This is a genomic window from Providencia sp. PROV122, assembly GCF_028482365.1.
Lineage (GTDB): Bacteria > Pseudomonadota > Gammaproteobacteria > Enterobacterales > Enterobacteriaceae > Providencia > Providencia stuartii.
Genome location: NZ_JAMPQI010000009.1, coordinates 131,953 through 158,482, shown reverse-complemented (window position 1 = coordinate 158,482; position 26,530 = coordinate 131,953). Strand labels below are relative to the sequence as shown.

General features: G+C 40.7%; 26 protein-coding genes, 2 tRNA genes and 1 pseudogene. 16 read left to right on the top strand and 13 right to left on the bottom strand.

Annotated elements, in window-relative coordinates; translation table 11 throughout:
- The first annotated feature begins 22 nt into the window (after positions 1–22).
- Positions 23–811, top strand: a complete 789-nt coding sequence (fabI, locus tag PSE69_RS08100; RefSeq protein ID WP_004919224.1) for an enoyl-ACP reductase FabI — start codon at positions 23–25, stop codon at positions 809–811.
- Between the two features lie 64 nt (positions 812–875).
- Here fabI and PSE69_RS08095 read toward each other — a convergent pair whose 3' ends face one another.
- A complete protein-coding gene (locus PSE69_RS08095; protein ID WP_004919221.1) occupies positions 876–1,742 on the bottom strand; it encodes a DUF817 domain-containing protein in 867 nt (288 codons plus the stop codon).
- Positions 1,743–1,991: 249 nt separating this feature from the next.
- Between PSE69_RS08095 and gstA the strand changes: the two genes are divergently transcribed.
- Positions 1,992–2,597 carry a glutathione transferase GstA gene (gstA, locus tag PSE69_RS08090; protein WP_014658232.1) on the top strand — a complete coding sequence of 202 codons (606 nt, stop codon included), beginning with the start codon at positions 1,992–1,994 and terminating at the stop codon, positions 2,595–2,597.
- A 54-nt stretch (positions 2,598–2,651) separates the two neighbouring features.
- On the opposite strand, the gene pdxY is transcribed toward gstA, so the two are convergent.
- From pdxY to anmK, 4 genes and pseudogenes are all read right to left on the bottom strand, one after another.
- Positions 2,652–3,515, bottom strand: coding sequence for a pyridoxal kinase PdxY (gene pdxY, locus PSE69_RS08085; protein WP_014658231.1), 864 nt, complete (start codon positions 3,513–3,515; stop codon positions 2,652–2,654).
- A gap of 238 nt (positions 3,516–3,753) precedes the next feature.
- On the bottom strand, positions 3,754–5,028 hold the full coding sequence (gene tyrS, locus PSE69_RS08080) for a tyrosine--tRNA ligase (RefSeq protein ID WP_004919214.1): 1,275 nt from the start codon (positions 5,026–5,028) through the stop codon (positions 3,754–3,756).
- A 160-nt stretch (positions 5,029–5,188) separates the two neighbouring features.
- Entirely contained in the window at positions 5,189–5,842 is a 654-nt protein-coding gene (gene pdxH / locus PSE69_RS08075) for a pyridoxamine 5'-phosphate oxidase (RefSeq protein ID WP_004919212.1), read from the bottom strand.
- A 24-nt stretch (positions 5,843–5,866) separates the two neighbouring features.
- Positions 5,867–6,984: pseudogene (anmK, locus tag PSE69_RS08070) on the bottom strand (anhydro-N-acetylmuramic acid kinase).
- A 542-nt stretch (positions 6,985–7,526) separates the two neighbouring features.
- On the opposite strand from anmK, the gene PSE69_RS08065 reads away from it, so the two are divergent.
- Positions 7,527–7,994, top strand: a complete 468-nt coding sequence (locus PSE69_RS08065; protein WP_014658229.1) for a glycine zipper 2TM domain-containing protein — start codon at positions 7,527–7,529, stop codon at positions 7,992–7,994.
- Between the two features lie 495 nt (positions 7,995–8,489).
- Here the strand turns inward: PSE69_RS08065 and slyA are convergent, their stop codons facing one another.
- Positions 8,490–8,924 (bottom strand): transcriptional regulator SlyA, encoded by a 435-nt coding sequence (gene slyA, locus PSE69_RS08060; RefSeq protein ID WP_036940025.1) that lies wholly within the window; start codon positions 8,922–8,924, stop codon positions 8,490–8,492.
- A gap of 555 nt (positions 8,925–9,479) precedes the next feature.
- Positions 9,480–9,719, bottom strand: coding sequence for a DUF1289 domain-containing protein (locus PSE69_RS08055; RefSeq protein WP_004919204.1), 240 nt, complete (start codon positions 9,717–9,719; stop codon positions 9,480–9,482).
- Positions 9,720–9,890: 171 nt separating this feature from the next.
- Between PSE69_RS08055 and gloA the strand changes: the two genes are divergently transcribed.
- Positions 9,891–10,298 carry a lactoylglutathione lyase gene (gene gloA / locus PSE69_RS08050; RefSeq protein WP_014658227.1) on the top strand — a complete coding sequence of 136 codons (408 nt, stop codon included), beginning with the start codon at positions 9,891–9,893 and terminating at the stop codon, positions 10,296–10,298.
- 118 nt (positions 10,299–10,416) lie between these two features.
- Entirely contained in the window at positions 10,417–11,058 is a 642-nt protein-coding gene (rnt, locus tag PSE69_RS08045; protein ID WP_004919199.1) for a ribonuclease T, read from the top strand.
- A gap of 80 nt (positions 11,059–11,138) precedes the next feature.
- On the opposite strand, the gene PSE69_RS08040 is transcribed toward rnt, so the two are convergent.
- Positions 11,139–11,486, bottom strand: a complete 348-nt coding sequence (locus tag PSE69_RS08040; RefSeq protein ID WP_014658226.1) for a Grx4 family monothiol glutaredoxin — start codon at positions 11,484–11,486, stop codon at positions 11,139–11,141.
- Between the two features lie 701 nt (positions 11,487–12,187).
- On the opposite strand from PSE69_RS08040, the gene sodB reads away from it, so the two are divergent.
- Positions 12,188–12,766 (top strand): superoxide dismutase [Fe], encoded by a 579-nt coding sequence (gene sodB / locus PSE69_RS08035; RefSeq protein ID WP_014658225.1) that lies wholly within the window; start codon positions 12,188–12,190, stop codon positions 12,764–12,766.
- Between the two features lie 75 nt (positions 12,767–12,841).
- On the opposite strand, the gene cydH is transcribed toward sodB, so the two are convergent.
- Positions 12,842–12,925: a cytochrome bd-I oxidase subunit CydH gene (gene cydH / locus PSE69_RS19860; protein ID WP_101495216.1), complete on the bottom strand. Its 84-nt coding sequence runs from the start codon at positions 12,923–12,925 to the stop codon at positions 12,842–12,844.
- A gap of 269 nt (positions 12,926–13,194) precedes the next feature.
- Between cydH and purR the strand changes: the two genes are divergently transcribed.
- Positions 13,195–14,220 (top strand): HTH-type transcriptional repressor PurR, encoded by a 1,026-nt coding sequence (gene purR / locus PSE69_RS08030; protein ID WP_014658224.1) that lies wholly within the window; start codon positions 13,195–13,197, stop codon positions 14,218–14,220.
- Here the strand turns inward: purR and punR are convergent, their stop codons facing one another.
- Complete coding sequence (gene punR, locus PSE69_RS08025; RefSeq protein ID WP_014658223.1) at positions 14,221–15,126, bottom strand: DNA-binding transcriptional activator PunR; 906 nt, start codon at positions 15,124–15,126, stop codon at positions 14,221–14,223.
- A 123-nt stretch (positions 15,127–15,249) separates the two neighbouring features.
- On the opposite strand from punR, the gene punC reads away from it, so the two are divergent.
- The 4 genes from punC (at position 15,250) to PSE69_RS08005 (ending at position 19,191) form a co-directional block, all read left to right on the top strand.
- On the top strand, positions 15,250–16,473 hold the full coding sequence (gene punC / locus PSE69_RS08020) for a purine nucleoside transporter PunC (RefSeq protein ID WP_121875110.1): 1,224 nt from the start codon (positions 15,250–15,252) through the stop codon (positions 16,471–16,473).
- A 359-nt stretch (positions 16,474–16,832) separates the two neighbouring features.
- Positions 16,833–17,981: a cyclopropane fatty acyl phospholipid synthase gene (gene cfa / locus PSE69_RS08015; protein WP_014658221.1), complete on the top strand. Its 1,149-nt coding sequence runs from the start codon at positions 16,833–16,835 to the stop codon at positions 17,979–17,981.
- A 152-nt stretch (positions 17,982–18,133) separates the two neighbouring features.
- Positions 18,134–18,889 carry a helix-turn-helix transcriptional regulator gene (locus tag PSE69_RS08010; RefSeq protein WP_004919186.1) on the top strand — a complete coding sequence of 252 codons (756 nt, stop codon included), beginning with the start codon at positions 18,134–18,136 and terminating at the stop codon, positions 18,887–18,889.
- A 26-nt stretch (positions 18,890–18,915) separates the two neighbouring features.
- A complete protein-coding gene (locus tag PSE69_RS08005) occupies positions 18,916–19,191 on the top strand; it encodes a putative quinol monooxygenase (protein WP_004919184.1) in 276 nt (91 codons plus the stop codon).
- Positions 19,192–19,359: 168 nt separating this feature from the next.
- On the opposite strand, the gene PSE69_RS08000 is transcribed toward PSE69_RS08005, so the two are convergent.
- Positions 19,360–20,016 carry a riboflavin synthase gene (locus PSE69_RS08000; protein WP_004919182.1) on the bottom strand — a complete coding sequence of 219 codons (657 nt, stop codon included), beginning with the start codon at positions 20,014–20,016 and terminating at the stop codon, positions 19,360–19,362.
- A gap of 284 nt (positions 20,017–20,300) precedes the next feature.
- On the opposite strand from PSE69_RS08000, the gene PSE69_RS07995 reads away from it, so the two are divergent.
- The 5 genes from PSE69_RS07995 (at position 20,301) to PSE69_RS07975 (ending at position 24,614) form a co-directional block, all read left to right on the top strand.
- Positions 20,301–21,674, top strand: coding sequence for an MATE family efflux transporter (locus PSE69_RS07995; RefSeq protein WP_004919178.1), 1,374 nt, complete (start codon positions 20,301–20,303; stop codon positions 21,672–21,674).
- Between the two features lie 158 nt (positions 21,675–21,832).
- Positions 21,833–21,909: transfer RNA gene (locus PSE69_RS07990), tRNA-Val, on the top strand.
- Positions 21,910–21,935: 26 nt separating this feature from the next.
- Positions 21,936–22,012 (top strand) — tRNA-Val (locus PSE69_RS07985).
- A 403-nt stretch (positions 22,013–22,415) separates the two neighbouring features.
- Positions 22,416–23,828, top strand: coding sequence for a pyruvate kinase PykF (pykF, locus tag PSE69_RS07980; RefSeq protein ID WP_121875109.1), 1,413 nt, complete (start codon positions 22,416–22,418; stop codon positions 23,826–23,828).
- 549 nt (positions 23,829–24,377) lie between these two features.
- On the top strand, positions 24,378–24,614 hold the full coding sequence (locus PSE69_RS07975) for a major outer membrane lipoprotein (RefSeq protein WP_004919171.1): 237 nt from the start codon (positions 24,378–24,380) through the stop codon (positions 24,612–24,614).
- 93 nt (positions 24,615–24,707) lie between these two features.
- On the opposite strand, the gene PSE69_RS07970 is transcribed toward PSE69_RS07975, so the two are convergent.
- Together PSE69_RS07970 and sufE are read right to left on the bottom strand one after the other, a co-directional pair.
- The gene (locus PSE69_RS07970; protein ID WP_014658217.1) at positions 24,708–25,781 is read right to left on the bottom strand and encodes a L,D-transpeptidase family protein; all 1,074 of its coding nucleotides are present in this window, start codon (positions 25,779–25,781) and stop codon (positions 24,708–24,710) included.
- A 326-nt stretch (positions 25,782–26,107) separates the two neighbouring features.
- Complete coding sequence (sufE, locus tag PSE69_RS07965) at positions 26,108–26,524, bottom strand: cysteine desulfuration protein SufE (protein ID WP_004919167.1); 417 nt, start codon at positions 26,522–26,524, stop codon at positions 26,108–26,110.
- Positions 26,525–26,530 lie beyond the last annotated feature (6 nt).

The following is a 26,530-nucleotide window of genomic DNA, read 5'->3' as shown; positions in this document are numbered from 1 at the left end:
GAAAATAAACAAGGATAATGCTATGGGTTTTTTAACCGGCAAACGCATTCTAATCACTGGCGTTGCCAGTAAATTATCAATTGCATACGGTATTGCTAAAGCAATGCATGAACAAGGCGCTGAACTGGCGTTCACTTATCAAAACGAAAAATTAAAACCTCGTGTCGAAGAGTTTGCTGCATCTTTAAACTCTAACATCGTTCTTGAGTGTGATGTTGCTGTTGATGCAAGTATTGACGCTATGTTTGCTGAATTAGGAAAATCCTGGCCTAAATTTGATGGCTTTGTCCACTCAATCGGCTTTGCACCAGCAGATCAGCTTGACGGCGATTATGTTGACGCGGTAACACGTGATGGTTTCCGTATCGCTCACGATATCAGTGCATACAGTTTTGTTGCGATGGCAAAAGCATGCCGTAACATGCTAAACCCAGATGCTTCTTTACTGACGCTTACCTATTTAGGTGCTGAGCGCGCTATTCCTAACTATAACGTAATGGGTCTTGCTAAAGCCTCTTTAGAAGCTAACGTTCGTTATATGGCAAATGCAATGGGTCCTCAAGGTATCCGTGTCAACGCGGTTTCAGCAGGCCCAATCCGTACACTCGCGGCATCAGGTATCAAAGACTTCCGTAAAATGCTGGCACACTGCGAAGCTGTAACGCCAATTCGTCGTACAGTCACTATCGAAGACGTGGGTAATACAGCGGCATTCCTAAGCTCAAATCTTGCAGCAGGTATTACTGGTGAAGTCGTACATGTTGATGGTGGTTTCAGCATTGCCGCAATGAATGAACTGGAACTTAAATAAGTTTTAGTTCATTGATGACAAACGCCATCTCCGGATGGCGTTTTGCTTTTAAAAACAGCCGCATTTAACGAGCGATTGTGACATTCGCCTTAATATGTTTAAGATGAACGACAATCGTAAAAGTCACAATGACTAATAAAGACCAAGCTCCCCACTTCCCTGCATGCACAACCGACCACGCACCAATTTGGTTCGGGTATTGCCAAACCCCAAAAAAGGTTCCGAAATTTTCCGCTAACCAAATAAAAAAGCCGATCAGCATAAACGCAAGTAATAATGGCATTCGCCGCTCTTTATCTAAGGGAGTATAAAAAACGGTACTACGTGCATATAGGCCAAAAATAAAAGCCGTTAAATACCAACGGTAATCATCAATATAATGATGGCTAAAAAAATTAATGTATATCGCTAAAGCCACCAATGTTGCCATCCAATAAGGTGGGTAATGCTCAATACGCACTTTAAAAAAACGCCACGACTGAATAATATAGCTACCAACAGCCGCATACATAAATCCTGTAAATAGAGGAACTCCCCACAGTTTACTATAGGCTTCATCGGGGTATTGCCACGAGGCTATTGTCGCTGAAGTTTTAAACAACTCCATGATAAACCCCACTAAATGGAAAACACAAATCGCTTTTAGCTCATCCCAAGTCTCTAACTTTGACCAAACAAGAAAAGCCTGAAATAGTACTGCAAACACCAGTAAAATATCATAGCGAGGTAAACCAAATAGCCCTTTAACAGGAACAAGAAACAATGCTAAAAAAAAGAAGCCCGCAAATAAGCATGAGCGCGCATTGATTAAGCCAAAAAACCAAAATTCTAAAACAAAACGCTTAAATCCAGTACTCTGATTAGGCGTATGCGCCATTAATACGTTATCAAGTTTATTTAATATTTTTAATTTGTTACACATACTTTCCATGTTACAAGCCTAACGTTATAAAGTGGCGACTCTGTGATAGCTGATTTTGAACGCGGATCCTAACAAGTTCCACACAATAAAAGATAAGGCATTAGTCTTAATTATTTACTAAAGTTACATCTAATCATCTGCCTACTCTAAAACGAATAAATACTGACATCTTAAAGCAAATGCTTTCTCATGCGTCATGATATACTATGGATGATATTAGTCTGCTGATTGCCAATATAACTATTTAGGAGTTTTATGATGAAATTGTATTATGCTCCCGGTGCTTGTTCCCTTTCCCCTCACATTATCTTGCGCGAAACAGGGCTGGATTTCAGCATTGTGCGTGTCAATTTAAAAGAGAAGAAAACCGAAAATGGCGAAGATTTCTTAGCTATCAACCCGAAAGGGCAAGTTCCTACTTTAATCTTAGATGATGGCGAACAGCTAACTGAAGGAGCCGTGATCGTCCAGTATCTCGCTGATCAAAAACAAGATAGAAATCTAATCGCGCCAGCAGGTACGATGAAACGCTACCATCAATTGGAGGCTCTGAATTTTATTTCTACTGAGCTACATAAGAATTTTGCGCCTTTATTCACGCCGGGCACTCCTGATGAGTATAAAGAGATGGCTAAAGCGACACTCATCAAAAAATTCCAATATGTTGATGATGTACTGGCTAAAAAAGCCTTCTTTGCTGATGACAGCTTTACTGTTGCTGATGCTTATTTATTTACTGTGAGTAACTGGGCAAAAATCGTCGGTGTTGATATTACTCATCTGAAACATTTAACAGAGTATCGAGACAAAGTCGCTAAGCGCCCTAAAGTCCAAGAAGCATTAGCTGCTGAAGGTTTGATCTGATTTTACTGTAGCGCTCCATAATGGAGCGCTACCTGTTCTATTTGTTTGCACACTTTAATCAAGTGCGGTTGCACAGAATTTATGTTCTGGTGTAACCATCTTATCCTGCGCAGCAACTAATTGAAGCTCATACTCACCCATTACTTTGGTTTGTAACATCACCTCATAAACAGCGGCAGCTACATGCTCTAAAGCTTTAGGCAAACTTTCACCTTTTAATAAATTCACCAGCATCAAACCACTCGTCAGATCCCCCACTCCTACCGGCTGCTTTTCACCAAAATCAACCAAAGGTCGGCTCACATGCCAGCTATGCTCTGCGGTGACTAAAATCATTTCAAAACGATCGGCTCTGTAGCCCGCTCGACTTAGATGTTTGACTAGAACAATTTTAGGCCCTTTGCAACATAATTGACGTGCTGCTTCCACAGCTTGCTCTACCGTTGCAATGGTTTTTCCTGACAGTGTTTCTAACTCAAGTAGGTTAGGTGCGATGATGTCACTAGCTTGTAAGGCTTGTTGACATAAAAACTCAGCGACTCCTGGAGCAACGATACATCCTTTCTCTGGATGCCCCATTACCGGGTCACAAAAATAGAGCGCCTGTGGATTTGCTGCTTTGACTTGTTTGACAATCGCAAGAATATCATTGCCTTGCTCAGCAGAGCCGATATAACCGCTTAAGACGGCATCACAAATGTCTAATTTATGAATTTTAGCTAAGCCGCTAACAATCTCTGTTAAATGTTGAGCGGGAAAAACTGTGCCCGTCCATTGCGGGTACTGCGTATGATTGGAAAATTGTACGGTGTTGAGTGGCCATACATCGACGCCCATACGGCACATAGGAAAGACAGCCGCACTGTTTCCTGCATGACCGAAAACAACATGGGATTGAATTGAGAGAACACTTTTCATGGAAGACCCAAGGAATTGTTAAATCGAATGAAGCGAAATCAGTGATTCACCATTGCGTATATAGATTCAAAATAATTCCAAATAGATGTGACCAACCAATGAGGCAATACTAACGTTCATAGAAACAGGTATGTTCACAGTAACTCAATATATTTAGTCAATCATGCCATCTGAAAAATATGATGAATACAAATAGCCCGAGAACTTCTCGGGCTAGTAGGACAAAGGTTCGTCAGCGTTATTTCCAGTTGATTAAGCAGTCGTTTTTCTTACCACGACGGATCAGTGTGAAACGCCCAAACAGGCGATCAGAATCACTGAACACATACATTGGATCGGTCTGTTTTTGACCGTTAACTGCCACCGCATTTGAACTAATTGCTGTTCTTGCCTGTCCGCGTGAAGGCGTTAACTCTGAATCAACAAGCGCTTGCTGTAAGTCAGCACCATTTTCAAGCGTAATGCATGGCATACCATCTTGAGCCAGTTGTTCAAAATCCGCTTCGGTCAAATCAGACACTGCACCAGAGAAAAGGCTTTCAGTAATACGACGCGCCGCGGCTAAACCTTCTTCACCATGTACCAGTCGAGTTACATTTTCAGCTAAAACATATTGTGCACGTGGCGCTTTACCGCTGTTTTTATCTTCTTCTTCAAGTGCATCAATTTCGCTTAATTCCATGAAGGTAAAGAATTTTAAGAAGCGATAGACGTCAGCATCAGCCGTATTGATCCAGAATTGGTAGAATTTGTATGGACTGGTTTTCTTAGGATCAAGCCAGACTGCACCACCTTCAGTTTTACCGAATTTAGTACCATCTGATTTGGTGATTAACGGTACAGTCATACCGAATACTTGGTTTTGATTTAAACGGCGAGTCAAATCAATACCCGAAGTAATGTTACCCCACTGGTCAGAACCACCAATTTGTAACTCAACACCATGCTCTTTATTGAGGTTTGCGAAGTCATAACCTTGCAGCAGGTTATAAGCAAACTCAGTGAAAGAGATCCCCACATCATCACGATTTAGGCGTTGTTTTACCGCTTCTTTGTTGATCATTTGGTTAACAGAAAAGTGTTTACCAATATCACGTAAGAAAGTCAGCACATCCATTTTACCAAACCAATCGTAGTTGTTGGCTAATTTAGCGCTGTTATCGCCACAATCAAAACTTAGGAAAGGCGATACTTGATTACGGATTTTTTCTACCCATTCTTGGACGGTCTCTGCGGTATTTAATTTACGCTCAGAGGCTTTAAAACTCGGATCGCCAATCAGACCCGTCGCGCCACCGACCAACGCCACAGGCTTGTGCCCGGCTAGTTGGAATCGTTTTAAACACAGCAAGGGAACCAGATGTCCCAAGTGCAAGCTGTCGGCGGTAGGGTCGAAGCCGCAATAGAGAGAGATAGGGCCTTGCGCCAGTCTCTCTGCTAACGCATCCTCATCCGTTACCTGGGCAACGAGGCCCCGCTCTTGCAATTGTTTAATCAGGTTATTGCTAGACATCAATGACTCCATCAGTTGAATTTTGTCTATCTATTTTTAGTAAAATGACCTCGAGCTGGGGAGTGATTACCCAATCTCGTAGGTGTCGCTTGTCAGTTTTCGTAAACGAACCTATAGCATAAAGCGCCTAGCTGTGAAGTGCCAGCTAAAAAACATTTAATTACGGCGCTAATCTATCAATTTTCCAGCCATCCCCGTCTCGCTGATAAATAAAACGGTCATGTAACCGGTTGGCTCCCCCTTGCCAGAACTCAACACTATTGAATACCACACGGAAACCACCCCAAAAACTCGGTAGTGGCACTTCGCCATTTTGGAACTTTTGTTTTAGTTCTAAAAATTTACCTTCCAAAATGCTACGCGCTGAAATTCTGGATGATTGCTGAGATGCCCAAGCCGCAATCTGGCTATCTTTTGGACGACTATGGAAATACTTGACGACCTCAATAGGGTTTAAACGCTCTGCCACCCCTAAAAAACTCACTTGGCGCTCAAGTGGGTACCATGGGAAATGTAAGCTGACTTTATTGTTTTTTCCTAAATGCTGCGCTTTTCGGCTCCCCATGTTGGTATAAAAGACCAACCCTTTTTCATCGAAGTGCTTTAACAAAACAATACGTTGATACGGCTGACCTGTTTCATCAACAGTCGCAACACACATTGCAGTAGGATCACTTAAATTCGCTTCACAGGCCTGTTTTAACCACTTCTCAAACAGATCTAGTGGGTCTGCCGTTAAGTCAGATCGCCTTAAACCACCTTTCGTGTATTCACGGCGTAATGCTGCTAACTCTAAATTTTGTGCGTCATTCATCGTTTACTTATTTCCTTAACGCAATTATTTTTCATCGATATTCGCGGGATAAATCGCACCTAACACCGTTTCACGTTCAGCGCCTGTCACGGATGCAAGATTCCCCGGCAAATTAGCCATAGTTCGAGCAGCCAGCCATGCGAAAGCTAATGCTTCCATATCATCACCGCTTAAACCATATTTATCACTTGGCCCCACCTCTGTCCCCGGAAGCAAAGCCGCTAGGCGCTGCATCAAAAAGCTATTTTTTGCCCCCCCCCACAAACAATTAAACGTTCACAGCCGCCACACAGTAAAATCTGCTCGGCAATTGACGCGGCGGTTAATTCACATAAAGTCGCTTGCACATCTTGAGGCAAAATATCAGGAAAGTCAGATAAGTGCTTATCTAACCATTGCATATTAAAATATTCACGCCCTGTGCTTTTTGGTGCCGACCGCCGGAAGTACGGATCACGTAACATCGCCTTGAGCAAAGGTTGATGTACCGTACCTGTACTCGCCCAATGACCATTTTCATCGTATGCACACTGTTTATGACGCCATATCCATGTGTCCATCAACATATTACCAGGCCCGGTATCGTAACCTTTGACATAAGCCCCCGGCAGTAAAGCGGTAATGTTCGATATGCCACCAATATTTAATATAATTCTTTTTTCTATTGCATGGCCTAATACTGCCAAGTGGAATGCAGGTACTAATGGAGCCCCCTGTCCACCATAGGCCATATCGCGACGCCTAAAATCCCCCACCGTCGTAATGCCTGTTAATGCGGCAACTCTATTGTTATCGCCCAGTTGTGTGGTAAAAGGTTGCGGGCCATCGGGTTCATGCCAGACGGTTTGCCCATGACAACCAATTGCAATGATATCTTTTGCGGGAATGCCGGCTTTCGCCAATAATTGATTCACAGCATCGGCATAAAGTGACCCTAATTCACGGTCAATTTTTCCTATTTCAGATAATGTGGTTTCTTGGCCTTGGCAAATATTAAGAATTCTTTTTTTTAGCTCCACAGGAAACGCAACACTAATGCTTAATTGCTCAGCAACAAATTTATCGCTAATCGCTGCAAGAACAACATCAACCCCATCTAAGCTGGTTCCTGACATAATCCCTATATAACGACCTGACTTTATCATTATTGTTCCTTTAGGTTGCATAACGCTTTGTGAATTTAAGCTTCAAAAGATTGTGCTTTGATGAGGGAGTTTGTCAACCACACATTGTAATTTCTCGGGCTGACTCGCAGAAAAAAAGTCAGTACACGGATCCTAGCGATTTTACGTTTAAAATATCGACAATAAGGTTATTTGGGCGCTCGAATATCTACCTAGCCAATTATAAGTTATAGTATAATTAACAAGCTAAGGTATTTATCAATGCAAACAAGGGTCGTCATTGGGTAATTAGAACAATTTTTGTGCAATTAACACACAATGATATTTGTATCGTCAATTTATTTAATGGAAACATTTAACAAAGTGTGCCTTACTTTATGAAATATTTCCTACTTTGAGATATTTTACCTAGTGTTTACACTTTGTTTAAAACAAAATCAGTAGTCTGATACCCGTTTTAGCCCTACATCATAATGGTCGTCTTCATATTGTGATTATGGTTAAAACAACAATCCAATGCTATGTTAGTGCCACAGACAGCAAGTCTCATAGGAGTAATTATGCTTAAGAAAGTTTTCGTCGGTGTTGTAGCAGTCACTGTATTATCTGGCTGTGTCAATACCAGTACACTTTCTGGTGATACTATTTCAGCTAAAGACGCGAAACAAGTACAGACTGTGACTTACGGCACTGTGCTTAATGCTCGCCCTGTTACTATCCAAGCAGGTGATGATGGAAACGTTATCGGTGCAATTGGTGGTGCGGTACTAGGCGGCCTATTGGGTAACACCATTGGTGGCGGCTCTGGTAAAACGCTTGCAACCGCTGCGGGGGCTATTGCGGGTGGTTTAGCAGGCCAAGAAGCCCAAGGTGCGCTGAATAGAAGCCAAGGTGTACAGTTAGAGATCCGTCTTGATAGCGGCAAAAACATTGTCGTCGTTCAAAAACAAGATCCAAGTGTTTTCCGTTCTGGCCAACGTGTCATGATTGCAAATAGTGGCGGCACGGTCACTGTTTCTCCACGTTAATCTTAGTATATGTTCACCGGCAAAATTCTGACCGGTGAACATATCTTCTTAATTTTAAGGTTACCTAAACCATTGTTGTGTAGTCATCATACATCTACAGTTTCACTTCCTTATTGGACTTTGGATTTGACATCTTATGCAGTACCAACAGACCGTTGAACATCTGTAAATAACTGACAAATATTAATGTTTGCTTAAATTCCAATGATTATTTTTACGCTGTTTGATTTGTTCCTCAAAACACAATTAATCTAAAAAGTATCACTTGCTACTCAAGTTAACAGCAGTAAACTTTAAACACCCTTCTATCTTATAAATCAGTTAAAATAAAAATGATTTATCATCAAACAATAAATAAAGCCAATAATTTAGTTTCATACTAATTTATTAGGCGAAAAAATCAGAAGAAAAGTTCTATCAATAAAATAGATAATTAATCTTGTCATAATGATTTAAAGTTTAATAATGTACTTAGCTCATTAATAATTTCACTAATTATAAATCTCCTTGTAATCGTAAAATATTTTTCTCTAATTTCAGTAACAATAATGATAACTGACCCAGTTCATCCTGTGTAATATTTCCTAAAATCTCTTTGCGTGTATTATCAATTACCTCATCAACTGTTTTGATAAATGGCTCAGACTCTGGTGTCAGTTTTATTCTTTTTGCACGACGGTCATTCGCACAAGTGTGACGAGAAATCAGTTTTTTTTCCTCTAACTGATCTAACGTTCTCACTAATGAAGGTTGCTCAATACCAATCGCTTTTGCAAGTTGAATTTGCGACTGCTCCGGCGGTAGCTGGCTAATATTATGTAACGTAATCCAATGCGTTTGCGTTAGCTTAAGTGGTTTCAAACGATGATCAATCAGTGATCTCCACATGCGTACAACACGTGATAAATCGGCTCCTATTTGTGACTCCAATGTTCCCTCCTTATATAACACTATTCTGCCCAACAAATATACAACCCATAAATTATTCTTTAAATTATATATTCACTCCTTCTTGCTATGACAACTAATTATTAGAAAAAACCATGATAAATACCTATTTATAGTCATAGTCAATCATTTGATTTGTGATTTTAATCACCCATTAAATCCACTCATTTTATATATTAAACATCGTTTTATTTACTCACATAGACTATCAATGATCTTGTTAATAAGAATAGCCTTACTCCTCTTTCGAATCTATCTATTTTAACCCTTATAGTAATTACAATTAACAATAAAAAAGACAATTGCCGATTACTCCTTTAAAAACAATTAAATATAGTTAATCTTAAAATCATGCCATTTTCGGTAGCTTTGCCCTTATTTGATTATTATTTTGAATAACTAAAATTTAATTGAAGGATATATGAAGTAATTAACTATGTTTTATTAATTTCATTTCAATTTAATTACGCTTCAACGAATAGTCGTTAAAAAACTTTAATTAAAAAGATTGATGGGGAATGAGTGCGTTGATAACAATTAAAAAAGCTCTTGTTGAGGTGAAGGTGAGTCATCTTGCTGAGTTTTGACGGCTATTGAACGAATATAGCGCTGGCGACATAAACGTAAGATATTACGCTTTTGGCTATCGGTAAATTTTAACCATCCGAAACGTTCTTCCCTAGAGCGAAAGCAACCACGGCAATAACCTTGCTCATTGGCTTGGCAAATCCCACGACAAGGGCTTTGAATTTCAAAAAACTCGAGTTGCTCTGCCATACTGATATCACCTAACTAAAAACACCAATTAATGATATACTCCACTAATACGATTATATCTATTATTTGTACAATAAATAAACCTATTTCATTGTGTTAAAGATAATAGGTACGTTATATTAGTCGTTAAAACGATTCAGTTTCATTTAGTTAATTCAAGGGAGTTCTCTTATGCGCTTACTACATACCATGTTACGTGTGACGGATATGCAGCGTTCAATTGATTTTTACACGAAGGTTCTCGGTATGCGTCTACTGCGTACCAGTGAAAACCCTGAGTATAAATATTCATTGGCATTCGTGGGTTACAGTGACGAAAGTGAAGGTGCCGTAATTGAGCTCACCTATAACTGGGGGGTTGATAGTTACGAATTAGGCACAGCTTATGGCCATATTGCCCTCGGTGTCGATAACGTCGCTCAGACCTGTGAAGATATCCGCCGTGCAGGTGGAAATGTGACACGTGAAGCAGGCCCAGTCAAAGGTGGTAGTACAATTATTGCTTTTGTAGAAGACCCTGATGGGTACAAAATCGAGCTAATTGAGAACAAAAGTGCTAGCAAAGGCCTCGGTAATTAATTCATTTCGATTCTTAAGTCACTAGGCAGTTCATATGCTGCCTAGTGTGAGTTTATCTGCAAAACTTTTCGGTTTTTGGCATAATAACCAACAACCGGAAACCTAAAATGAAAGCCTAATGTCTGATAAAAATAATCCTAACGCACTGGTTAGCCGCTTCAGGGGCTATTACCCTGTTGTCATTGATGTAGAAACTGGTGGGTTTAATGCCAAAACGGATGGTCTACTTGAAATTGCCGCCATCACGCTCAAAATGGATAAAGATGGCTGGTTATCGCCTGATGAAACACTTCATTTTCATGTTGAACCCTTTGAAGGGGCTAATTTAGAACCCGCTGCGTTAGCTTTTACGGGGATTGACCCAACTAACCCTTTACGTGGTGCTGTTAGTGAGTATGAAGCACTGCATGCCATTTTTAAAATGGTACGAAAAGGGATGAAAGCGACCGATTGTAATCGAGCTATCATTGTGGCTCACAACGCCACATTCGACCACAGCTTTGTCATGAATGCCGCTGAACGTGCGGGTTTAAAACGTAACCCTTTCCACCCTTTTGCGACTTTTGATACCGCTGCATTAAGTGGCCTTGTTTTTGGGCAAACGATTTTAGCTAAGGCCTGTGTCGCAGCAGGGATCCCTTTCGACGGTAAGCAGGCTCACGGCGCTTTGTATGATACAAACCGCACTGCTCTTCTTTTTTGTGAGTTAGTTAATAAGTGGAAAAAGCTCGGTGGATGGCCACCGGCGGAGCAAGAGTAAAAAATAGCCGTTTCCGAAATAGAAAGACCGTATTAGTCTAAACGCTTAATACGGTCTTTTTAGATACATTAATGACGAGATTACTCAGCTTTCGTCTCATCAGCAGGACGGTACTTGTCTGCTGTTTCTTTAATCAGTGACTGTAATTCACCACGCTGATACATTTCCATGATGATATCACAACCACCTACTAATTCACCGTCAACCCATAATTGGGGAAATGTTGGCCAATTTGCGTATTTTGGTAGCTCTGCACGGATATCTGGATTTTGCAGGATATCGACATAAGCGAAACGTTCACCACAAGCAGATAACGCTTGAACTGCCTGAGCAGAAAAACCGCAGCTAGGAAGCTTAGGAGAGCCTTTCATATACAGCAGGATTGGGTTTTCTTTAATCTGGCGTTCGATTCTTTCAATTGTCGTCATTTTTACTTCCTTAACATTAATATAATTAGTATATTTTTTGTTTTTCAATAAGATAAAAAATACAGAACAAAAAACATACTACATAATACTACATTTCACTCTTAATACATCAATGAGTTAAGCTGCGATTACGAATGAAAAAGAGGGGTGTTAAGCCCCTCCTTTGGTTTGCTTGTATTGTGACTTATTTATGATTCAAGTCAAATAAATCTACTACCTAGCACGCTCCCTGCTCTGTATCACTCTTTTCCTACCATACTCTCCCGCGATGATAAAAAACCAACGAATAACAGTCTCACTGAACTATCAGCCTATCTCACAAATTTATTTGGTATTAGGGAACAATCAGGAGAGCCACAGCAGTTATGAGCTAACTACACGTTAGTCATCCACCCGCTATTGAAAAGCCATACGTTCATATCCCCGTTTACAGTTACGGTGAAACTCTGCTGATAAAATAATATCCCTATGATTTTACGGTGTATTTATCAGTAAGATTTGTTAAGATAACCCTATAATGACTAAGCCTACAATCAGGCAGCCATATCGTGCTATTATTAATATATTAAATAATAGTTCATGCCGCATAAATGTTCAGTTTATGCACATTAACAGCATGATCATGGCTATAAAAATATTCGCTCAACTTTATGAGCACTACACCCATATGTGTTGTTTTACACCTAAACAAGGAGTACGCAATGTCTTTTGAACTACCCGCTCTACCTTATGCTAAGAATGCTCTAGAACCTTATATCTCGGAAGAAACACTCGAGTACCATTATGGTAAACACCATAATACCTATGTTGTTAACCTGAATAACTTAGTCAAAGGTACTGCTTTCGAAGGTAAATCACTGGAAGAGATCATTAAAACCTCAGATGCTGGTATTTTTAACAATGCGGCACAAGTTTGGAATCACACTTTCTACTGGAACTGCTTAGCGCCAAACGCTGGCGGGGAACCAACAGGTAAAGTCGCAGAAGCGATTAACAAAGCATTTGGTTCTTTCGCTGAATTTAAACAGCAGTTCACTGATGCAGCAACCAAAAACTTTGGTGCTGGTTGGACTTGGTTAGTTAAAAAAACTGATGGCAGCTTAGCGATTGTAAATACCTCTAACGCTGGCACCCCTATCTCTGGTGATGACAAACCTCTTCTTACTGTCGATATTTGGGAGCACGCCTACTATATTGACTACCGCAATGCACGTCCTAAGTATTTAGAGAACTTCTGGGCGCTGGTTAATTGGAAATTTGTTGAAGAAAATCTAGCTTAATTGATTTTTATCACTAACAATAAGGGCGAGTATTCACTCGCCCTTATTCATTCTACCTTTATTTAAAAGGCAAAATTAGAAAATATGTACTGCAAAAGCAATGATCACAGCCAAAGAACCTAACGCTGCTAATAATCCAAATTTAAAATCTGTATCCATGAGTTCCTCTCATCAAACGAACAGTTAACCAGCAACATAACCATAACTTTAACATGGTTAAATAAGTATGACATGACGATTTATAAAAACCAGTGTCTATATCACAGGTTATAACATCAATTATTTCTTTTGTTTTTGCGCTAGATCAGACAAAATCGATAACAAATCGCTAAATTATTGCCAGTTAAGGTACTATGCCTCAATATGCTGGTAATTTTTAATAAGAATTCATGACAAGACCGCTTATTGGTCAGGAGTTTTTTTTCCCCATGGCAACGATTAAAGATGTGGCGAAGCGCGCTGGCGTCTCCACCACAACCGTATCCCATGTAATTAACAAAACACGCTTTGTAGCCGATGATACTAAGGCTGCTGTTTGGGCTGCAATAAAAGAACTCAATTATTCGCCGAGTGCCGTTGCTCGTAGTTTGAAAGTTAATCATACAAAATCCATCGGCTTGCTCGCGACATCGAGTGAGGCACCTTATTTTGCTGAGGTCATTGAGTCTGTTGAAAACAGTTGTTATGAGAAAGGCTATACTCTAATTTTATGTAATTCGCATAATAACTTAGGTAAACAACAAGCTTATTTACAGATGCTGGCACAAAAACGTGTCGATGGCCTACTCGTCATGTGTTCTGAATATCCTGATAAACTAATCAATATGTTAGAAGATTACCGTAACATCCCAATGGTCGTTATGGATTGGGGAACATCACGCGGTGACTTTACTGACAGTATCATTGATAATTCATTCCATGGCGGCTATCTCGCGGGTCGTTACTTAATTGACCGAGGCCATCGCGATATTGCGGTGATCCCCGGCTCTTTGGAAAGAAATACAGGGATTGGGCGGCTCACTGGCTTTAAAAAGGCCATGGAAGAGGCGAAGGTCACTTTACGTGACGAATGGATTGTTCAAGGCGACTTTGAACCTGAGTCAGGCTATAAAGCCATGATGCAAATTTTGAGTAATAAGCAAAAACCCACTGCCGTATTCTGTGGTGGTGACATCATGGCGATGGGCGCCATTTGTGCCGCTGACGAAATGGGGCTACGGGTTCCTCAAGATATTTCCATTATAGGTTATGATAATGTGCGCAATGCACGTTATTTCACCCCTGCATTAACCACAATACATCAACCTAAAGAACGCTTAGGCCAAATGGCATTCGCTATGTTGCTAGATCGCATAGTGAATAAACGTGAAGATGCACAAACAATCGAAGTGCATCCACGTTTAGTTGAACGGCGCTCAGTGGCTGATGGTCCGTTCATCGATTACCGCCGCTAATTAAGGAGCTAGCCATTCGGCGTTGAGTGTTTCACTGTCTCCTAAGTATTCAAGTAACCAACTCAACGCCGGTGAGGTATTTTTTTCAACCCAAGTTAAACAGCATGGGCTTGGCGGAAACGGCTGTGTTAATTGTAATGGCACAAGCTTTCCAGCTTCACAAAATGGCGCTCCGCGGTGTTCAGGTACCATCCCAACACATAACCCATTCACTAAACACGCCATTCCATTTTCCCAAAATGGCACGACTAAACGCCGCTGGTTATCTAGTGCCCATGTATCGCGTTTGGGTAGGTTCCTTGATGTATCTTCAAGGCATAGACTTGGGTATTCACGCATTTGGTCATCCGTTAATCCTCCCTTTAACTGCGCTAATGGGTGGTTAGGACTGGCAACACATAACCATGACATAAACCCCATATCGCGAAAACTATAGCGTTCGCCGATCGGTGAGGCGCGTGTTGCACCAATAGCCACATCGACACGCCCATCCGCAAGCGCATCCCAAACACCGTTAAAAACTTCAGGATGGATATACAACTCAATGTCTGGGAAGTGGCGATAGAAATCGAGGATCAATTGCTCCGTTCGTTGAGGTTTCACTATGCAGTCAACCGCAATACTAAACTGCCCTCGCCAGCCATTTGCGGCTTGCTGACACTGGTGGCGTGTCTGTGTCATTTTTTTGATAACAGATCGACTTTGCTTGATAAATATTTCCCCAGCCTCTGTTAAAACAACATCGCGGTGACGGCGCTCAAATATCGGTACTGCAAGCCATTCCTCGACTTGCTTGACCGTATAGCTAATCGCAGAAGGCACTCGGTGAAGCTCCTCTGCTGCACCACTAAAACTCCCAGTTCTTGCAACTGCATCAATCACTTCTAAGGAATGAGCTGACCACATAACGATACCTTTCAAAAATTTTGATAGCACATTCCAAATATTACCGTTTCACAATGTAAAAATACAACCTATACAATAGGGTATCTATTAACAATTTTGTAAATTTTAGATAAGTAATCTGCCATGACAAATACAGCGACAAAACACTCCCCAAGCTTTATGTTCTACCTTGCTGGGTTGAGTATGCTAGGGTTCTTAGCTATTGATATGTATCTTCCCGCATTTGGGTCAATGCAAACTGCATTAAATACTTCTGAAGGCGCAATTAGTGCTTCTCTAAGTATCTTCTTAGGGGGATTTGCCCTTGCTCAACTGCTATGGGGGCCTTTATCGGATAAGCTAGGTCGTAAACCGATCCTCATTGCCGGTTTGTCACTCTTTATTTTAAGTTGTTTAGGGATGTTATGGGTCACCAGTGCAACACAACTGCTTATCTTACGTTTTTTACAGGCAATTGGCGTCTGTAGTGCAGCCGTTCTTTGGCAAGCACTAGTTATCGACCGTTATGACTCCTCTAGTACGCAAAAAGTGTTTGCGACCATTATGCCCCTAGTTGCTCTTTCTCCTGCTTTGGCGCCTTTATTGGGTGCATGGGTGCTTGAGCATTATGATTGGGAAATTATCTTTGTTGTTTTAATGGCCGTTGGGGTTTTATTATTACTTCCGACATTTTTATTAAAAAATGTTGCCCCAAAAGAGATCATTAGTAGTACATCAGGAAAAGAGTCCGTTTCATTTTTAAAATTACTCAGCTCACGTATATACAGTGGTAACGTTTTGGTTTACGCATCCTGTAGTGCCGGTTTCTTTGCTTGGTTAACGGGGTCACCTTTTATTTTAAGAAATATGGGTTTTGACCCAGCAGATATTGGTCTGAGTTATATTCCTCAAACTCTTGCCTTTATTATTGGTGGTTATGGATGTCGTTTTTTATTAATCAAAGTCCGTGCTGAAATCTTATTTCCATTATTATTGATCGGCTATGCTGTGAGTATGTCAATTCTGTTTGTAATGGCAATTTATACCACACCAAGCCTAACCATGATCTTAATCCCCTTTTGTTTTATGGCAGCAATGAACGGTGCTTCTTACCCAATTGCAGTTTCAAAAGCTCTGAATGCCTACCCTCAGGCAAGTGGTAAAGCTGCCGCATTGCAAAATACCTTACAACTGGGATTGTGTTTTGTCGCCAGTATATTAGTTTCCGCATTACCTTTTGATCCGCTACTATCCACAACAGGTGTCATGGCAATAACAATATTACCAATGATTATTGGTTATTTTGTTCAAAATACAAAAGATTGCACTGAATCATCACGGAAAAATGCAGAATATCAGCCTCAATAACTAATTTTGCTATCAGCCACTACTCTGTAGTGGCTGATTTGGAATAAAAAACCTAATTAAGTCGTCTTTTTAAAATCATCCACTCTTTATTTGACATTCCAATTCTGTATATTTACTTTCAAATTCTACTTTTCTGGCTAAAGTGACATTTTTCGCCATTGTTAAATAAAACTATCGCTTCTATACTCGGATAATACTTAGTCCGAAGTGATTTTTGAGTTAATAAATATTGATGGTTTAAACTCAGGGCGCGACGGTATAAATGCGCTCCTGTCTTTGTGAAGCTATTCTTCGCAACCCTACACTTTCAGCAAACTGAAATTCTATCTCAAAAACCTTCATCTCAAGTTGGAGAGCATATGAGCACTTGTGTAGATGAAACTAAAGCGAAAGTTTCGAATTGGCAAAGGATCGCAGAGTCTTTATTAAACCAAGCAGGCATAGAAATAAACGGCTCTCGCCCTTTCGATATTCAAATACATAATACCGATTTTTATAAAAGGGTTTTACAAAAAGGGTCTCTCGGTCTTGGCGAGAGTTATATGGACGGCTGGTGGGACTGTGAGCGCTTAGATATATTTTTCTATAAAGTATTGCAAGCGAAACTCGACACTAAGCTGCCGAATAACCTTACCGATATCATGAAAGTCGCTATGGCGCGCCTAAGAAACCTGCAAACCCAAAAACGGTCTTGGATTGTAGGAGAAGAGCACTATGATTTGGGTAATGATCTTTTTACCCTAATGCTTGACCCTTATATGCAATATTCTTGCGGTTATTGGCATGATGCGACATCACTTGAACAGGCACAAATTAATAAATTGGATCTAATTTGTCGCAAACTGCAAATAGAGCCGGGTATGCGCCTTTTAGATATTGGTTGTGGCTGGGGAGGCTTAAGCGCCTATGCCGCTCGCCATTATGGCGCCTCTGTTACAGGGGTCACTATCTCTAAAGAGCAACAAAAACTCGCACAAGAGCGCTGTAAAGGCTTAGACGTTAATATCATTTTGCAAGATTACCGTGAGTTAAATGATAAATTTGATCGCATCGTCTCTGTCGGCATGTTTGAACACGTTGGCCCTAAAAACTACGCAACCTATTTCGATGTGGCACGTAGAAATATTAAAGACGATGGCTTATTTTTGTTACACACAATTGGCTCTAACAAAAATAAAGTCAATGTGGACTCGTGGATTGGTAAATATATTTTCCCAAATGGCGTATTACCCTCTATTCAAAATATTGGGAACTCAAGTGAAGGTAAATTTATCATGGAAGATTGGCACAATTTTGGGGCTGATTACGATAAAACGTTAATGGCTTGGTATGAACGCTTCTTAAATAGTTGGTCAGAACTAAGTAATAATTATACTCCTCGCTTTAAACGTATGTTTACCTATTACTTAAACTCTTGTGCTGGCGCTTTCCGAGCAAGAGATATTCAGTTGTGGCAAATCCTCTGGAGTCCGAACGGCGTTAGCGGAGGCATTAGAGTTCCTCGGTAACACAATTACGGAATATTCCTTCTTATAAAGGCTCTATTATTGAGATGAATCTCTTTATAGAGCCTTTAATAATGCATAAATATTATTTTAATTAGTCTTTCGACTAAAAAACGTTATTATAAGTGATTCGAACAACTCGCTATGTAGGAATTATGCTCAAACAGTATTATCCGCCAACGGAATTGAATGGTTTTATCAGTTCGATTCTAATTATCAAGAAATTTACAACACCGATTAAAATTTTTCCTGGTACTGGCGCAGAAATTTGGGTTTCTACCAAAGCGTTACGTCTGTCTACTGATCACCATCAACAAGTCAACAAATATCAGCTTGTTATTCCGCGTATCGACACTTTTACCGCAGAGCCTAATCATGGGAAGCTCATGGTATTGCGTGTACGCCATGATGCCGTGCGTTTTTTATTACCTAAACGCATTTTAACTTATACCGATATACCGACCGCGTTAGCCGATATATGGCAGGATCCTTGGTATAAAGAGTTATCGAAATCATCCTTTAAAGGACTACTTGATTGTTTTAATGCGACGAAAGTCTCAAAACAGCATCAATTAGTGGATGATATATTGGCGATCCTCTACCGAAATCCAACCAAAAAGATTAATGATATTGCTGATGAAATGGGATACAGCGCACGTTTTATACAAAAAGAATTTTTAAAAGAATATGGCATTACCCCTAAAAGATATCAGATAAATTGCCGTCTAGAACAACTACTTAAGGCAATGCTTGCCGAGCAAGATACCTATCGCTGGCTAGAAACAGGCTATTATGATCAGTCCCATTTCTATCGTGATTTTAAGCGTTATTTCACGATGACGCCGTCTGCTTTTTTGAAGTCTCATTATTCGTTTTTTTACAATACAAAAGCCAAGTTCCCTTTAAGATAGTTCTCGATACACATAAGGAGAACGGAATGAGTATTGTTGTATATGCACAAATCACAACAGAAAATAAGAATGGATTTTTAACCAAAGACATAATCAAAAATTTAGCTAAGCTAAGTCGTCGTGAGCAAGGATGCATTAAATATGACCTTATCACTAAAGAGGATGGTTACATCGTTTTTGAAGAATGGGAAAGTACCGATGCGCTTGAAATGCATAAAAAGTCAGCGCATTTTAAACGGCTCGTTGAAGCAATTGAACGTGATAATGCTAGCATTTCCATTAATTTTAGCGAAAAAGCATAGTGGCGCAAATTAATACTTGGTACTAAAAAACCCAACAAAAGTGCAAATACAAGGGATTTCCCCTTAAGCCCTTAAGATAGTAAAACTTATCAGACTTTTAATGCTATAACACCAGCTAACTCCTCGGTGCTATAGCATTTTCAGTTTCCCTCATACAAAGGGTTACATTTAGTTATCGCTTGCCTGTGTAATCGCTTCTTGAGCTTTTTTTTCCTGCTCTTTCTGCAATAAAACTCGTTCGACTGTATCAACTATCGCTTGAGTTTGTGGGTCTATTTCAATGTTCACTTTATCCCCCAGCCGTTTCAAACCTAATGTGGTTCTTGCTAAGGTTTCAGGGATCAGATGTACACAAAAACGGTTATTGATTACGTCACCGACAGTGAGACTGATCCCATCAATCGCAACAAACCCCTTGTGTAAAATATATTTCATCAATGCTTTGTCATAGATAGACAACCAAATTTGATGGTTATCTTCTGATGTGAAGATTTTACTGATCTCTGCGGTCGTCACAATGTGGCCTGATACCACATGGCCGCCTATCTCATCACCATACTTTGCGGCTCTTTCAATGTTAACAACATCACCAACCTTCAATTCACCTAGGTTGGTTAGCCTGAGTGTTTCCTTGATTAAATCAAAGCTAACATATTCGCCATCTATTTTTGTTACTGTTAGGCAACAACCATTATGCGCTACGGAAGCGCCGGTCTCTAAGCCGACAAGCAGTTCTGGTGTAAATTTCATCACATGGGTACGAAAGTTAGCTCTCTCTGTAACCTCAACAATTGGGGCAGTCCCCTGAACGATACCTGTAAACATAATGATTCTCAGTGCTATGAATTGATAGTCTCAGTTTACCTAAACATTCTTAGAGATCTATCTAATTTGAGTGGTTTGGCTCAACCTATGTGTGAATTTGTGTAACATTATCATGCCGCTCCATACACAACTTTCTTTCATATTAAGAACAACAGATCATTGGCTTAAGTTATCAAAAGAGTTAAAATATAAAGTTGCTATTAACTATTTGATTTATCAAAAATCATTAGCATTTCTTTCTCTATATTCTATTAATCAGTATTTATTACTCTAAAGGTGTATGCGTGCAGAAATATTTTACAGAAGCGCGTAGCTTGCTCGCTCTCGGCATTCCGATCATTCTTGCTCAATTTTCACAAACGGCGATGGGTTTTGTGGATACCGTGATGGCAGGTAGTGTCAGTGAAACCGAGATGTCAGCAGTTGCAGTTGGATTTTCTATCTGGCTGCCAGCTATTCTTTTTGGTCAGGGGTTATTAATGGCACTGACACCTATCGTCGCACAGATGAATGGTTCTGGTCGCCGTCAGTTAATTGGTAATCAAATTCAGCAAGGGCTATGGCTAGCGTTCTTCCTTTCACTGGGTGTGATCTTTTTACTTTATAATAGTAAGTTAATTATTGGTAACATGCCGCATATTAATGAAGAGCTAGCAGATAAGTCTGTCCGTTTCTTACATGCGATTATGTGGGGTGCGCCCGGCTATCTATTTTATCAGGTCTTTCGTAGCCAATGTGAAGGTCTATCCAAAACCAAACCAGGCATGGTGATTGGTTTTCTCGGCTTGATGGTCAACATTCCCATTAACTATATCTTTATTTATGGGCATTTTGGTGCGCCTGCATTAGGTGGTGTGGGTTGTGGTGTCGCAACTGCATCAGTCTACTGGGTAATGTGCATTATGATGCGTTGGTACGTAAAAAGAGCGGGCTCACAACGCGATATTAAGGCGACACAACCCTTTGCTTCCCCTAACCCACTTATTATGAAACGTATTTTTGTTTTAGGTGCACCTATTGGGTTAGCGTTATTTTTTGAAGTGACACTATTTGCCATCGTCGCATTGCTGGTTGCGCCGCTGGGTGTCGTGGCGGTTGCAGGACACCAAGTTGCATTAAACTTCAGCTCGGTCATGTTTATGTTCCCATTGTCATTGGGTATCGCTGCCACTATCCGTGTGGGTTATAACCTTGGACAACAATCGACTGAAGCAGCGAAAGTCTCTTCTTATACCAGTTTGGCAGTTGGCTTATTAGTCGCATGCTGTACCGCGATCCTGACGGCAACCTTACGTGAACCTATTGCGTTAATGTATAACAAAAGCCCTGAAGTAGTTGTTCTCGCTTCAAGCCTCATGCTATTTGCAGCGATTTACCAGCTTTCAGATTCGGTGCAGGTCATCGGTGCAGGTATTTTACGCGGCTATAAAGATACGCGTTCTATCTTCTTTATTACCTTTACCGCTTACTGGATTTTAGGGTTACCTGTGGGTTATGTACTCGCATTAACTGACTTTATCTTCCCTGCGATGGGGCCTAAAGGCTTTTGGATCGGATTTATTGTGGGTCTAAGTGCGGCTGCCGTGGGTATGGCCACCCGTATTTGGTGGATCCATAGGCAACCTGATAGCGTTGTTTTACTTCGTTCAACGCGCTAATTGATGGAATAACAAGCAAATTATTCGATTGGGGAATGTATTTTTGCTTTAGTCGCTGTAAATACGAGCAAACTATCACGAAAATACATTTTCCCCTTGCCAGAACGGCGGTAGGACGTTAATATTCGTTCCCGTTGTCACCCTGACAGTTTTGAAACGCGTCCGTAGCTCAGTTGGTTAGAGCACCACCTTGACATGGTGGGGGTCGGTAGTTCGAGTCTACTCGGACGCACCATTTCACAACGTCAATGATATTACAATGCGTCCGTAGCTCAGTTGGTTAGAGCACCACCTTGACATGGTGGGGGTCGGTAGTTCGAGTCTACTCGGACGCACCATTCAACGATGTTATTCACTGTTTCTCCCTTGTTTTCTTATCTGCTCCACCGTTTTTGTGACCACCTTCTCGTGTTGCGCAACAGCACCGATAAAATCTTCAATTATTTTGATCTGAAATATCTCTTCACTCAATTTTGCAAAATTTGATTTGTCTCACAGTTTTTTGTTGTCTATAATAATCGCACAAGCTGAAAGGTTTCATCAAAAATAAATCAGTAAGTTAGCTTTAGTGCATTAGGTTACAATCATAATAATTAGCATAAAAAATGTGATCTAATCCACAACATAATTGCATTGAACACCAGACTGTCGCCTATTCTTAATACAATGCGTTGCGCAACAAAACGTATTCATGAATCGACGACAATACCGATTTCCTTTATAACCTTTAGATAGACTGCCATGAAAAAAACGAAAATTGTTTGTACCATCGGTCCAAAAACCGAATCAGAAGAAAAATTGAACCAACTTCTTGATGCAGGCATGAATGTCATGCGTCTCAACTTCTCTCACGGCGACTATGAAGAGCATGGTCAACGTATCAAAAATCTACGTGCAGTCTGTGCGAGAACTGGCAAACAAGCCGCTATCCTGCTTGATACTAAAGGGCCTGAAATCCGCACTATGAAACTTGAGGGCGGTAACGATGTTTCTCTCGTTGCTGGTCAAACTTTTACATTCACTACAGATACCTCAGTTATCGGTAATAAAGACAGAGTTGCTGTAACTTATGCCGGTTTGACCGCAGATCTTAACGCGGGTGATACCGTTTTAGTCGACGACGGTTTAATTGGCATGAAAGTGAAAGATGTCACCGCGACAGAAGTGATCTGTGAAGTCTTGAATAATGGTGATTTAGGTGAGAAAAAAGGCGTTAACCTACCCGGCGTCTCTATTGGTTTACCTGCTCTCGCTGAAAAAGATAAAGAAGACCTGATTTTTGGTTGTGAGCAAGGCGTCGATTTTGTCGCCGCGTCGTTTATCCGTAAACGTTCTGATGTGGAAGAAATCCGTGCTCACCTGAAAAAACACGGTGGCGAAAATATTCAGATCATCTCCAAAATTGAAAACCAAGAAGGTTTGAATAACTTTGATGATATCCTAGAAGCGTCTGATGGTATCATGGTTGCCCGTGGTGACTTGGGTGTTGAGATCCCTGTAGAAGAAGTTATTTTCGCCCAAAAAATGATGATTGAGAAATGTGTTGCTGCACGTAAAGTCGTGATCACCGCAACGCAAATGTTAGATTCAATGATCAAAAACCCACGCCCTACTCGCGCTGAAGCAGGCGACGTGGCAAACGCCATCCTTGATGGTACGGATGCTGTGATGCTTTCCGGTGAAAGTGCTAAAGGCAAATACCCTGTTGAAGCCGTTAATATCATGGCAACGATTTGTGAGCGCACAGATCGCATCATGCCAACCCGTATTGATAACCAAAAACCAGGCCAACGCCTACGTGTCACCGAAGCGGTTTGCCGTGGCGCCGTTGAGATGTCTGAGAAGTTAGACGTTCCACTGATTGTCGTTGCTACTTTCGGCGGTAAATCAGCCAAATCAGTCCGTAAATACTTCCCTACCGCGCCTATTTTAGCGCTAACCACTAACGAAGAAACCGCTCGTCAGTTGTTATTGGTAAAAGGTGTAGTACCAATGATGGTTGGTGGTTTCACATCAACAGATGATTTTTACCGCGAAGGTAAACGTGCAGCTTTAAATAGCGGCTTGGCGAAAGAAGGTGATGCTATTGTGATGGTATCTGGTGCATTAGTTCCAAGCGGAACAACCAATACATCTTCCGTACACGTGCTGTAATTAGCAATAGCTTAAAATCCATAACGTCTTAAGACATCGTTTAGGGCGTAATTAAAACGGGGAGAACTTTGTTTTTCCCGTTTTTGTTTTTTTAAGTCATGTTTCAATAAATGAATGTTTGTCATTCTGCCTGAGCACAATAAATGGTTGCCATTTTCGCTCATCCAACACTTATACTATTAGTCGAATAAGGTAGGATGTTTTGTTTTAACATAAAATGCTTCCGGTAGAGAATATTTTGATTTATGGCGTTATTGCAATCTATTATTCATTTGCTATATTAGACTAATATCTCAAAGAGAGTTTGATTTGATTGAATAATAGCCTTGAGAGTTGAGAATACATTTTTTCTTATTTTTCCTACTGTCTGGCTAAAAGTATTTCTAGCAAAACTGGAAATTAAGTACTAGCATAAGAAAAAGTAAGTACCATTCCTGAACACATTGCGTTGTTCATATGGAATAAGTAGATGTAGAAACAATCTGATATCTATTTTACTGGTCGCTTACTTTGGTATTTTCAAGATAAATCTATCTAGAGGGTAAAATAATGATTCGTACTAAAATTGTTCTGGGCTCTATCGTTCTAGCTTCAGCATTACTGGCGGGTTGTTCTAACAGCACTGAAGTGCAAAAACTCTCTTCAGACGTGCAAACTCTGAATGGTAAAGTTGATCAACTGAGCAACGATGTCCAGACTATTCGCGCTGAAGTTCAAGCTGCACAACAAGAAGCAGCTCGTGCTAACCAACGTCTTGATAACCAAGTTCGTTCTTACAAAAAGTAAGTTTGAATTAGCAACGGTATAACAGTCTACTGTTTTATACCGCATAATCTTATATGTAGAGGGCCTAGATATTAGGCCCTTATTTTTTACCTGTTATTCGTTTTCAGATCCCTGATAGACAGGTTGAGGCTGTGAAATAGTAAATTCATCAATCGGATTCAACGCTGGATATTTACCCTGTTCATTGATGACTTCATCGGTTTGACTGCCACTCACGCTGTACTCCGGTTCATATTGCCTTTCAACCCCCTGCTCCTTGTTAACCCTCACAGGCAACCCTGAACGCCTTGCCAGCTCTTTTTCCACTAATGCTTTATCAATCTCTTCATTTTCAAGGAAACGTTTAAAATCATCAGAGAGCGGTATCGGCATTGTTTGTGGATCATCTGAAGCTTTCTTGGAAAGAGGTTGGTGTACTTCGATGTAATAGCTACCATCAGCTTCTTTTGAATATTTAACCGGTTGATTGATCACTTGCACTCGCGTTCCTTTAGGAACCGTTTTAAACAGAGCTTCAATATCATCTGGGCGTAGACGAATACAGCCTGAGCTAACACGCATACCAATACCAAAATCAGCATTCGTGCCGTGAATTAAATATTCACCTCTGCCATATGCTAAACGTAACGCATAAAGCCCCATTGGGTTGTCTGGCCCTGCGGGTACCACCGCAGGCAAAGTGATCCCTTCTTTGGCATAATTTTTACGAATATTCGCCGTTGGCGTCCATGTGGGATCTTTAATGGATTGGCTCACAGATGTCACCATTTCCGGTGTATCACGCCCTAATTGACCAATTCCGATAGGATAGACCACCACTTCTTTACTACCTTCAGGATAGTAATACAGTCTTAATTCGGCGAGGTTAATAATAATCCCCGTCCGAGGTGTTGCTGGCAATAACATTTGCGTCGGAATAATCAACTCTTTGCCAGCTTCGGGTAAATAAGGATCCGTACCGGGGTTCGCTTCTAGCATCGCCAGTAAACCAATTTGATATTCGCTGGCAATCATTTCTAATGAACGACCATCATTGGGTACAACATAGTGTGTATTTTCCCCGATAAGGCGCGTATTGCTATCTGGTAATGGATAATCCTTCGCTTGTACTGGCGATAGCAATACACTTGCCACAAACAAACTTGCCACAGTTAACGCTTTCTTCATACCGACTCCAGGGAATACCAAACTATGCTCTAATAACTTGAGGGGTAGCTAGGCAGCAAAAAAGCAGCCACGAGAAATTCAAATGGAGCTTAGCCACAACTCGACGATTCGAAGCGGATAGACATCGCTTCTCATTCAAGATGTACATAATAGCAACTATATTGCTTATCTTTAATACCCGTTGAATATTTTGTAAGTAGTAATCGTTATATCATTGATGAAACAATGAGTTAAGCTAAATCGAAGAGTTAATCATGAATACAAGGGATGGCTGCTCAGAACAGTTCAAAAAAACAAGCAGGGAAATAGTATTCCCCGCGAGATAATTATTGTAGCTGTGTTGCTCGGGAAAGGATTGTCCGGATCATCGCATTAAGGCCCTGAGTACGCGACGGCGTCAAATGCTGCTCCAAAGCAAGTTGAGCGAAAAATGATTTGACATCTACTGACAAGATCTGCTCAGCCGTTTTCCCCTGAAAAAGAATAATGACTATTGCAACTAACCCTTTCACGATCGCCGCGTCACTATCACCAGCAAAACAAATGCTACCATCTGGCTGTTTTTGCATATCTATCCAGACTTGGCTTTGACAACCTGCAATCAAGTTACTATCGCTACGTTGTTGCTCTGTTAATGGCGTTAAGCGCCCACCAAGCTCTATCATGTATAGATAACGCTCTTCCCAGTCTTGGCAACGTGCAAAATTCCGTAGCAATTTATGTTCATCGGGTAAAGCTGGCATACTTCT